Source organism: Streptomyces sp. SID14478 (assembly GCF_010548525.1).
Taxonomy (GTDB): Bacteria; Actinomycetota; Actinomycetes; order Streptomycetales; family Streptomycetaceae; genus Streptomyces.
In genome coordinates this window covers 1-9,872 of sequence record NZ_JAAGMG010000703.1, presented here as the reverse complement: position 1 = coordinate 9,872, position 9,872 = coordinate 1, and the positions used below count along the sequence as shown (strand labels likewise).

The window sequence follows — 9,872 nt, the reverse complement described above, 5'->3', positions numbered from 1 at the left end:
TCGTCGGTGCCGCGCCGCTGCGCGACCCGGAGCCGGGCCTCGCCGCGCACCTGCTCGCGGAACTCCTCGATGCGGCGCCGGATCTCGTCGGCCTCGATGCGGTCGGTGAAGGAGGCCGGGTCGCCGGCCGCGCGCAGCCCCGCCATGACCCGGGCGAGCAGGGTCTGCGGGCGCAGCCGGTCGAGCGTCTGCTGCGCGGAGTAGCCGTCCGATCCCGGCGTCGCGCCGTACCCACCGAGCCCGTCCACCGCCTCCGCCGCCAGCCGGGCCATCCCCGCGCGGTCGTTGGCCGCCAGCGCTCGGGCGAGCCGGTCGCGCAGAGCGTCCCGGTCGAACTCCTCGGGCCCGGGGCCCGGTACGTCGACGGCGCGCGGGAAGTACAGCTCGAAGACCGGGTCGAAGACCGCGCGCTGGCCCTGGTCGTGCAGCAGCGCCGCCGCGAGCCCCTCGCGCAGGTGCTCCCGGCTGTCGAGGCCGAGTTCCGCCACCGCCTGCGCCGCGTCCACGCTCTCGCCCGTGCCGATCCGGATGCCGTGCGTGCGCAGCGCCCGTACCAGGGACGTCACCCGGTCCGCGACCGACGGCGTGCTCACACGGCGTCCAGGTCGAGCTTGGCCGTGGCCGTCGCCACGTCCTCCTGGTGCTTGAGGACGACGCCGAGGGACTGGCGCACGACCTCCTCGTCGAGGCGGTCCGCGCCGAGCGCGAGCAGCGTGCGCGCCCAGTCGACGGTCTCCGCCACGGACGGCACCTTGCGCAGGTCCATCGCGCGCAGCGCGCCCACCACCCGCACCAGCGACTCGGCGAGCACCGCGTCCAGCTCCGGCACCTTCAGTGCGACGATGCGGCGCTCCAGCTCCTCCTCGGGGAAGCCGATGTGGAGGAACAGGCAGCGCCGGCGCAGCGCCTCCGACAGCTCGCGGCTTGCGTTCGAGGTCAGGACGACGAAGGGGCGGCGGGTGGCGCTGAGGGTGCCCAGCTCCGGCACCGTCACCTGGAAGTCGGAGAGCACCTCCAGGAGCAGGCCCTCCACCTCCACGTCCGCCTTGTCCATCTCGTCGATGAGCAGGACCTTCGCGTCGTCGCCGCGGATCGCGGTGAGCAGCGGGCGCGACAGCAGGAACTCCTCGCTGAAGATGTCCGTGCGGGTCTCGTCCCACGTCTCGTCGCGGCCCGCGGTGATGCGCAGCAGCTGCTTGGCGTGGTTCCACTCGTACAGGGCGCGCGACTCGTCGACGCCCTCGTAGCACTGCAACCGGATCAGCCGCGCGTCACTGATCGCGGCGACCGCCTTCGCCAGCTCCGTCTTGCCGACCCCCGCCGGACCCTCGACGAGCAGCGGCTTGCCGAGTCGGGCCGCCAGGAAGACGGTGGTCGCGACGGCGGGCGAGGCCAGGTAACCGGTCTCGGCCAGGCGCGCGGTGACATCGTCCACGGAAGTGAACAACGGGGCCTCCAGCTCGGTGCGTTGCGGACGCCCCAGCTGATCAGCTCGCGGGGGCCGCCACAACCACCGGGCGCGGTTCATGGCGAACGTCACGTCCCGCCGCCCCCGGCGGCCGTCTGCTGAGTCTCGTACAGGGACCCACTTGTGCGCCTTTCGTATCCTGGCCGCATGAGGCGCACTTCTTTTGCCGGCTGGCCCTGCTCCATCGCCCGCACCATGGATCTCCTCGGTGACTGGTGGACGCCGCTCGTGCTGCGCGAGGCCTTCTACGGGATCACCCGCTTCGACGGCTTCCAGCAGGAGCTCGGCATCGCCCGCACCACGCTCGCGGAGCGGCTGCGCCGGCTCGTCGACGCGGGGTTGATGGAGAAGCGCGCCTACCAGACGGAGCCGGTGCGCCACGACTACGTGCTCACCGAGATGGGCCGTGACTTCTTCGGCGTGCTCGCCGCCATGAACGCCTGGGGCAACCGCTGGCTGTCCGGCGAGGCGGGCGCGCCCGTCGTCTTCGAGCACGAGCGCTGCGGCCACCACAGCGAGGCCGCGGTCGTGTGCGCCGACTGCGGCGAGCCGATGACCGCCGCCGACACCCGGCCCCGGATGGGACCCGGCTACCCGAAGCGGCTCGCCGAGCGCCCCGACATCCGGGAGCGCTTCACCCGCTGAGGCCACGGTCAGGTCTGCCGCGTCCCTCTTGACGTAGTCAGTCCATCTACGAAACTCTCGTGGTCAGGGCCGGAGAAGCAGAGAGGTGGGCCACGATGGAGTGGACGGGCGCGCGGTACGCGGACACCCCGACCGTCGAGGTGCGGCGCAGGGTCGAGGCGCCGCCGCGGCGAGTGTGGGAGCTGGTGAGCGACATCGGTCTGATGCCGCGCCTGAGCGAGGAACTGCAGTCGGTCGAGTGGCTGGGGGAGTCCCGGGGCCCCGCGGTCGGCGCACAGTTCCTCGGCCGCAGCGCACACCCGTCGCTCGGCACCTGGCAGACCACGTCGTACGTCGTGCAGTGCGCGGCGCCGCGCGTGTTCGCCTGGGCGGTCCAGGACCCCGAACTGCCCAGCGCCGTATGGCGTTTCAGCTTGGACGCGCTGGACGACGGGGCCGCCACGGAGCTGACCCAGTGGATGCAGCTCGGCCCCGGCCGCTCCGGACTCTCGTACGCCATCGACCGGATGCCGGAGAAGGAACAGAAGATCGTCTTCGTGCGGCTGCGGGAGTTCGAGCGGAACATGGGCGTCACGCTCGACGCCCTGAAGGCACTGGCCGAGGAAGCGGAAGGGGCCGCACGGTGATGCGTACGTCGACGACGATCGAGGCGTCCGGCGGGAACTGGCGCGAGACGGTCGACTTCGTGACCGAGGCCGAGAAACTCGGCATGGACATCTGCTGGGTCGCCGAGGCCTGGGGCTCCGAAGCGCCCTCCCCGCTCGGCTACTTGGCGGCCCGCACCGAGCGGATGCTGCTCGGCTCCGGCATCATCCAGCTCGCCACCCGCACCCCGGTCGCCATCGCCCGCGCCGCCCTCACCCTCTCCCAGCTCTCCGAGGGCCGCTTCCTGCTGGGCCTCGGACCGTCCGGGCCCCAGGTGATCGAGGGGCTGCACGGGGTGCCGTTCGCACGGCCCCTGGCGCGGATGCGGGAGACGGTGGAGATCGTACGCAGCGCCGTGGCCGGCGAGAAACTCGTCCACGACGGGGCGGAGTTCACGCTGCCGCTGCCCGGCGGCGACGCGCGGCCCATGCGGCTGTCCCTGCGCGCCGAGCACGAACTGCCCATCTACCTGGCCACGTTGTCGCCGAAGATGCTCCGGCTGACCGGAGAGGTCGCCGACGGCTGGCTCGGCACCAGCTTCGTGCCCGAGGGAGCCAAGGAGGCCTACTTCGACCACCTCGACGCGGGGCTCGCCGCGGCCGGCCGCACCCGCGCCGACCTCGACGTCTGCCAGGGCGCGGAGGTGAACTTCGCCGAGGACGAGGAGTCCTTGCGGGCGATCGTCGCGAGCCGCAAGAAGGAGCTCGCGTTCAGCCTCGGCGGCATGGGCTCCGCCACCACCAACTACTACAACCAGGCCTACAGCAGGCAGGGCTGGGCCGAGGTCGCCGCGGCGGTGCGCGAGCGCTGGCAGTCCGGCGACCGGGACGGGGCGGCCGCCCTGGTCACCGACGACATGGTCCTCGCCACCACCCTCATCGGCACCGAGGACATGGTGCGGGCGCGGCTGACGGTGTGGCGGGACGCCGGGGTCGACACGGTGCGGCTGTACCCGGCGGGCGACACGCTGGACACCCGCCTGGCCACGCTGGGGCGGGCGATCGAGCTGGTGCGGGAGGTCGACGGCGCCGCCGGGTGAGAGCGGTCGGCGCCGTCATGTCACCTGGTCACTGCGGTGGCGCCGCCAGTCTCAACTTCGCCCCGGTGACCGGTGGTTGGGTCGCCGGGGCGAGGCGGTCCGACCACCCCTGCGCCTCCCCCTCTATCCGTTGCAGCAAGATGCCCTCCCGGACCGCCCAGGGGCAGACGACGAGTTCGCGGATGTCCATCAGCTTCATCGCGGTGTGACCGACGAGCGCGCCGGCCAGGGACTGGGACGCGCGCGGGGCCGAGATGCCGGGGAGTTCGGCGCGGCGCCCCGCGGGCAGCGACGCCAGCTCCGCGACCGCCGAGCGCAGCGCCTTGCGGGTCAGCGAGCGTCCGACGAACGGTCCGTGCCGGCCCGCGGGCGCCCCGCACAACCGGGCCAGCTGGGTGAACGTCCGGGACGTGGCGGTCATCGTGATCGGCCCCTCCCAGCGCACCCGCGCCGCGACGTCCCGCAACTGGTGGCGCACATGGCGACGCAGCTCCTTGAGGGCCGCCTCCGTGGGGACGTCCGCGCCGGGCAGATGGTCCCGGGTCAGCCGCCGGGCGCCCAGCGGCAGCGACACCGCGAAGTCCGGCAACCTGCCCCGGCCCAGGGCCACTTCGAGGGTTCCGCCGCCGATGTCTAGGACACCCAGCGGACCCGCCCGCCAACCCATCCAGCGCCGCGCCGCGAGGAACGTCAGCTCGGCCTCCACCTCACCGGGCAGCACCCGCAGCCGTACCCCCGTGCCTTGCTCCACGGCGCTCAGCACCTCGTCCCGGTTCGGCGCGTCCCGCACGACGGCCGTGGCGAAGACGAACGGCTCGTCGCTGCCCCAGCGCTCGGCCTCCGCGCAGGCGTCCGCGACCGCCTCGACGATCCGCTCGACGGCCCGGGCGCCGAGTCTTCGCTCGCCGTCGACCTCCTCCGCCAGCCGCAATCGGCTCTTGGTCGTGTGCACCGGCAGCGGTGCGCCGTCCCGCACGTCCGCGATCGCAAGGCGCACGGTGTGCGACCCGACATCCACCACACTGATTCGCATGATCGTCCGCGTACCCCGAAAACGCCCTGATCAAAGCCCTGTTGACGAGGTCATTGCGGCGAGTACCCACGCGCGCGACCCGGCCGGGTCGATGACCGCGTCGATCTCCAGCGCCGCCGCGGCGTTCACCGCCCTGCCGTGCTCGTACAGTTCGGCGACGTGCGCCGCGAACACCGCGTCCCGCTCGGCCGGATCGTCGATCGCCTCCAGCTCGCGCCGGTAGCCCAGCCGTACCGCGCCTTCCAGGCCCATCCCGCCGAACTCGCCGCTCGGCCACGCCGCCGTCGCGAGCGGCGCCCGCGTGGACCCGCCCATCATCGCCATCGCGCCGAGCCCGTACGCCTTGCGCAGCACGAGGCAGACCAGCGGCACCGTGAGCCGCGCGCCCGCGATGAACAGATCGGCGAACTCCTTGACCGTCCCCGTGCGTTCGGCCTCGGGGCCGACCATGAACCCCGGGGTGTCGCACAGCGAGACGACCGGAAGCCCGAACGCCTCGCACAGCCGCAGGAAGCGTGCCGCCTTGGCGGCCGCGTCCCGGTCGATCGCGCCGCCCAGATGGGAGGGATTGTTCGCGAGCAGCCCCATCGGCCGGCCCTCGACACGGACCAGGGCCGTGACGATGCCCACGCCGAAGGCGCGCCGCAGCTCCAGCACCGACCCGGTGTCGGCGAACCCCGCGATCGCGGTCCGGACGTCGTAGGCGCGACGCCGGTTCTCCGGCACCGCATGCCGCAGCAGCCGTTGGTCCGGCGCCTCCCAACTCCCGGGACCGCCTTGGAAGTACGAGAGATACGCGCGGGCCGTGCGCACCGCCTCCGCCTCGTCGGAGACCGGCAGGTCGACGACCCCGTTCGGCACCTGTACCGACAGCGGGCCCACGTCCTCGGGCCGGTGCACGCCGAGTCCGCCGCCCTCGATCATCGCGGGGCCGCCCATGCCGATGGTCGCCTCCGGCGTCGCGATCACCACGTCGCAGCAGCCGAGCAACGCCGCGTTCCCGGCGAAACAGCGGCCCGAAGCGATCCCCACCAGCGGCACCTGCCCACTGAGCCGGGCCATCCGATGGAACGTGGTCACCTCCAGGCCGGCGACCGACGTGGTGTCCGTGTCGCCGGGCCGGCCGCCCCCGCCCTCCGCGAACAGCACGACGGGCAGGCCGCGTTCCTCGGCCAGGTGCAGCATGCGGTCCGTCTTGCGATGGTTGTTGAGCCCCTGTGTCCCGGCAAGCACCGTGTAGTCGTACGACATGGCGACGGCCGGGGCGCCGCCGATCCTGCCGGTGCCGGTGACCATGCCGTCCGCGGGCGTCGAGCGAAGGAGGTCGTCCAGCGACCGGCGCCGGCGCTGCGCCGCCACCGCGAGCGCCCCGAACTCCGTGAACGTGCCCGGGTCGCAGAGGTCCTCGATGTTCTCGCGGGCCGTGCGCCGCCCCGCCGCGTGCCGCTTCGCCACGGCCTCGGGCCGGTGCGCGTCCAGGCCGTACGCGTGTCGCTCCAGGGCCAGCGCGAGATCGGCCCGCACCGCGTCCGGGTCGACCTCGTCCGCCGCGTCCTGTCGCGCCGGTCCGTCGTCGGTCACGTCGAGCAGCATCAACTCGGCGCCCTCCGCGACGCTTTCCCCGACGGCCGCGCGCACGGCACGTACGACACCGGAGCGTGCGGCGCGCACGACGTGCTCCATCTTCATCGCTTCGAGGACCAGCAGCGTGGCGCCCGCGGCGACGCTCTCTCCGGGCTCCGCCTCGACGGTGACCACGATGCCGCTCATGGGGGCCGCCACCGTGCCCGCAGGAGCCGGTCGCCGCGCCGTCGCGGGCGGCGCCAGCTCCGCCAGATGCCGCTCGGCGAACCCGGTGTCGATGCCGCCTGCCGCGAACCCGGGATGGTCGAGCAGCGCCTGCAGCAAGGGGATCGACGTGTCCACGCCGTCCACCGCGAACTCGTCGAGGGCCCGGCGTGCCCGTGCGCACGCCGCCTCGAATCCGTCGGCCGGGGCATGGACGACGACCTTGGCGAGGAGCGAGTCGTACCGCGCCCCGATCTCCGTGCCCGTCCGCGCCGCCGTGTCCACGCGCACGCCGGGCCCCGTCGGCACGTCGAACCGGGTGATCCGGCCGGCCGACGGCCGCACTGTCCCGTCCGGCGCCGTCACTTCCGCGTTCACCCGCACCTGCACCGCGAAGCCGCGCGGCGCGGGCGGCAGCGAGGCCAGGCCCAGGGCGTCGAGGCGCTCGCCCGCCGCGATCCGCAACTGCACCGCGACCAGGTCGACCCCGGTCACCTCCTCCGTCACCGTGTGCTCCACCTGGAGCCGCGGATTCGCCTCCAGGAACACGAACTCCCCTCCCCGGACCAGGAATTCGACCGTGCCGAGGCCCTGGTACCCGGCGGCGCGGGCCAGCCGGAGCGCGCCGTCGACCAGCCGGTCGCGCACCGCGGGGTCGAGCGCGGGCGCCGGGGCGATCTCGATCAGCTTCTGGTGGCGGCGCTGCGCGCTGCAGTCCCGCTCCCACAGGTGCCCGACCGTGCCGGCCCCGTCGGCGACGATCTGCACCTCGATGTGCCGGGCTCCCTCCCACAGCCGCTCGACGTACAACTCGGGCCGCCCAAAGCCCTGTTGCGCCTCGGAACGGCACCGCTCCCACGCCGCGTCCAGCTCCTCGGAGGTACGCGCCACCCGCATGCCGCGGCCGCCGCCCCCGGCCAGCGCCTTCACCATCACCGGTCCGTCCGCGAGGAACGCCCGTGCCTCCTCCAGGCTCGTGGCGCCGTCCGTGCCGGGCAGCACCGGCACATCCGCGGCCACCGCGAGGGCGCGGGCCCGCGTCTTGTCCCCGAAGAGGTCGAGCGCCTCGGGCGGCGGCCCGACGAAGGTGACACCTGCCTCGGCGCAGCGCCGGGCGAGATCACCCGACTCGCTCAGAAAGCCGTACCCGGGGTGCAGGTACCCGCATCCCGCCCGGCGCGCGGCACGGACCAGCGCCGCCGCGTCGAGATATCCGCCCGCCGCCAGCGGCACGGCCTCGTCCGCGTACCGCACGTGCGCCTCGTCACCGGGCTCGTGCACCGCGACCGTGCGCAGTCCCCTCTCGGCGGCGGCGCGCAGGACGCGTACGGCGATCTCCCCGCGGTTGGCGACGAGTACGGCGGCACACCCCATGAGCCCCTCCGGGGACGTTCGTGGTCGGGCCCGTCATGCTCATTGACACTGACGTCAACGTCAACTGTGCGCCGTGCGGTTCAGGTCCGGCGGGCCCCGATCAGCCTCGCCGCGGCCACCACGGTGTCCGGCGCGGCACGGGCGGCGATGTCCTCACGGGGCGTGCTCCCCGACTCGCCGCAGACGTACGCGGATAGCCCGCGACAAGCCAGGAGTGCGAGGTCGGGTCACGCCGATGCCGGGTCCCCCGTGCGACCGCGGTCAGGCGGACGCGGCAGACCGCTCCAGCCACGCGCACGCGGCCCGCGCGGTGAACTCCTCCTGGCCGCCCTTGAACAGCAGGTCCGCCGTGGTGAACGCCGGGTCGTCGGCCTGCGCGGCGACATACGGCAGCGCGATGCAGCGCATGCCCGCCGCGTGCGCCGCGGCGGCGCCCGGCGCCGCGTCCTCCAGGACCACGCAGCGCGCCGGAACCACGCCCAGGCGGCGCGCCGCCTCCAGGAACACGTCCGGGGCGGGCTTGCCGAGAGCGACCTCGTCCGCCGAGACGTACCGCGTCAGCTGCGCGCCGAGGCCCGTGCCGGTCAGGATCGCCTCGATCGCCTCCGGCGACGAGCCCGACGCCACGATCATCGGCACGCCCGCGGTGTGCAGCCGCTCGACGAAGAGGCGCATCTGCGGGAAGACGTGGGTGTCCGCGCGGGCCAGCTCCAGATAGCGGGCGTTGAGGTCGTCGAGGAGGTCCAGGGCGGGGGCCTCGATGCCGTACCTGCACTGCCAGATCCCGATGGTCTCCAGCGTCGAGATGCCGACGTACAGCTCGTGGTCGGCCCAGGTGAAGTCGGTGACGCCGTAGCGGGCGAGGGTGCCCAGGGACGCCTTGAAGTAATTGGGCTCGCTGTCGACGAGCGTGCCGTCGAGATCGAAGACGACCGCGGTGTCGCCGAAGTGGTACGTGGTCTCGTCCAGGGAGCCGTGGTGCGGGGCGTTCATACCTTCCAGCATGCAGGAACAGCGGCCGCGGCGATCACCCGCGGTCCTTCGCCGCCGCCCGGCCGATCGCCTCGACCAGCGGCAGCAGGCGGTGCGGGACCCGCTCGCGCAGGGCCACCTCGGTGCGGGTGCGGACCACGCCGGGCAGCCGGTTGAGCTGCTGGACCACGTCCTCCAGATGACCGGCGTCGCGGGCCGCGGCCCGGGCCAGCAGGTCGCCGCCGCCGGTGATCGAGTGCGCCTCCAGGATCTCCGGCACCTGGGCCAGGGCGTCCCCGACCTCGCTCAGGTGGCCCTGCGTCACCTCGATGTGCACGAACGCGAGCACCGGGTGGCCGAGGGCCGCGGGGGAGAGGGACGGGGCCACGCCGGTGATCACGCCGTCCCGTTCGAGCCGGTCGAGCCGCGCCTGCAGGGTGCCGCGGGCGACGCCGAGGATCCGGGCGTACTCGCGGACGCTGGTCCTCGGCTGTTCCAGGAGGAGCCGCAGGATGCGGGTGTCGAGCTGGTCCACGGCCATGGGGTTGCGGGCTCCTTCGAGGACACGTTCGGACCCGGCCGACTGTACCAATGGCTCAGGAGGTCCGCCGTTTCCTGGGCCGGGCCGTTTCCTTACGCGACACCGTCCAGGGGCGTGCCGATCAGCCCCCGGTGCAGCCGCAGCAGCGTCGCGTCGTCGCCGAAGCCGCCCGCCTTGAGGACGAGGGGGATCCGCCGGGCGCCCGTCAACAGGCCCTGCGCGATCCCGGGTTCGGGCTCGTCGAGCAGGTCGAACCCGTCGGCGCCGAGGCCGGCGAGGACGGCCGCGGCGGTCTCGCCGCCGGTCAGGACGAGGGCGTCGACGGCGCCGCCGGCCACCAGGTCCCGCACCCGCACGGCGAGGCCCG

9 protein-coding genes and 1 pseudogene are annotated in these 9,872 nt (G+C 73.7%); 3 read left to right on the top strand and 7 right to left on the bottom strand.

The features are described from left to right. Both G3I40_RS23455 and G3I40_RS23450 read right to left on the bottom strand, forming a co-directional pair. Positions 1 to 593 (bottom strand): annotated as a pseudogene (locus G3I40_RS23455) (hypothetical protein); the annotation flags it as partial. After that, positions 590 to 1,447 carry a MoxR family ATPase gene (locus tag G3I40_RS23450; protein ID WP_164304098.1) on the bottom strand — a complete coding sequence of 286 codons (858 nt, stop codon included), beginning with the start codon at positions 1,445 to 1,447 and terminating at the stop codon, positions 590 to 592. The gene G3I40_RS23450 and the pseudogene G3I40_RS23455, both read right to left, overlap by 4 nt. Before the next feature lie 168 nt (positions 1,448 to 1,615). On the opposite strand from G3I40_RS23450, the gene G3I40_RS23445 reads away from it, so the two are divergent. From G3I40_RS23445 to G3I40_RS23435, 3 genes are all read left to right on the top strand, one after another. Then, positions 1,616 to 2,113 carry a helix-turn-helix domain-containing protein gene (locus tag G3I40_RS23445; protein ID WP_164304097.1) on the top strand — a complete coding sequence of 166 codons (498 nt, stop codon included), beginning with the start codon at positions 1,616 to 1,618 and terminating at the stop codon, positions 2,111 to 2,113. Positions 2,114 to 2,208: 95 nt separating this feature from the next. Beyond that, positions 2,209 to 2,739 carry an SRPBCC family protein gene (locus G3I40_RS23440; RefSeq protein WP_164304096.1) on the top strand — a complete coding sequence of 177 codons (531 nt, stop codon included), beginning with the start codon at positions 2,209 to 2,211 and terminating at the stop codon, positions 2,737 to 2,739. Then, entirely contained in the window at positions 2,739 to 3,797 is a 1,059-nt protein-coding gene (locus G3I40_RS23435; protein WP_164304095.1) for an LLM class flavin-dependent oxidoreductase, read from the top strand. Before G3I40_RS23440 ends, G3I40_RS23435 begins: the two co-directional genes overlap by 1 nt. 28 nt (positions 3,798 to 3,825) lie before the next feature. On the opposite strand, the gene G3I40_RS23430 is transcribed toward G3I40_RS23435, so the two are convergent. The 5 genes from G3I40_RS23430 to G3I40_RS23410 form a co-directional block, all read right to left on the bottom strand. Further along, positions 3,826 to 4,830 carry a Ppx/GppA family phosphatase gene (locus tag G3I40_RS23430; RefSeq protein WP_164304094.1) on the bottom strand — a complete coding sequence of 335 codons (1,005 nt, stop codon included), beginning with the start codon at positions 4,828 to 4,830 and terminating at the stop codon, positions 3,826 to 3,828. Positions 4,831 to 4,860: 30 nt separating this feature from the next. Next, the gene (locus G3I40_RS23425) at positions 4,861 to 7,992 is read right to left on the bottom strand and encodes a carboxyl transferase domain-containing protein (RefSeq protein WP_164304093.1); all 3,132 of its coding nucleotides are present in this window, start codon (positions 7,990 to 7,992) and stop codon (positions 4,861 to 4,863) included. 261 nt (positions 7,993 to 8,253) lie between these two features. Continuing rightward, positions 8,254 to 8,985 carry an HAD family phosphatase gene (locus G3I40_RS23420; RefSeq protein WP_164304092.1) on the bottom strand — a complete coding sequence of 244 codons (732 nt, stop codon included), beginning with the start codon at positions 8,983 to 8,985 and terminating at the stop codon, positions 8,254 to 8,256. Between the two features lie 34 nt (positions 8,986 to 9,019). Further along, on the bottom strand, positions 9,020 to 9,505 hold the full coding sequence (locus G3I40_RS23415) for an Lrp/AsnC family transcriptional regulator (RefSeq protein ID WP_164304091.1): 486 nt from the start codon (positions 9,503 to 9,505) through the stop codon (positions 9,020 to 9,022). Between the two features lie 92 nt (positions 9,506 to 9,597). Then, a partial coding sequence (locus G3I40_RS23410; protein WP_275410216.1) for a nucleotide-binding domain containing protein occupies positions 9,598 to 9,872 on the bottom strand: 275 nt, incomplete at its 5' end.

Bases quoted from the DNA above. Each gene is read 5' to 3' on its own strand.
- G3I40_RS23420 (WP_164304092.1), bottom strand. From the start codon at position 8,985: ATGAACGCCCCGCACCACGGCTCCCTGGACGAGACCACGTACCACTTC.
- G3I40_RS23440 (WP_164304096.1), top strand. From the start codon at position 2,209: ATGGAGTGGACGGGCGCGCGGTACGCGGACACCCCGACCGTCGAGGTG.
- G3I40_RS23445 (WP_164304097.1), top strand. From the start codon at position 1,616: ATGAGGCGCACTTCTTTTGCCGGCTGGCCCTGCTCCATCGCCCGCACC.
- G3I40_RS23435 (WP_164304095.1), top strand. From the start codon at position 2,739: ATGCGTACGTCGACGACGATCGAGGCGTCCGGCGGGAACTGGCGCGAG.
- G3I40_RS23430 (WP_164304094.1), bottom strand. From the start codon at position 4,830: ATGCGAATCAGTGTGGTGGATGTCGGGTCGCACACCGTGCGCCTTGCG.
- G3I40_RS23425 (WP_164304093.1), bottom strand. From the start codon at position 7,992: ATGGGGTGTGCCGCCGTACTCGTCGCCAACCGCGGGGAGATCGCCGTA.
- G3I40_RS23415 (WP_164304091.1), bottom strand. From the start codon at position 9,505: ATGGCCGTGGACCAGCTCGACACCCGCATCCTGCGGCTCCTCCTGGAA.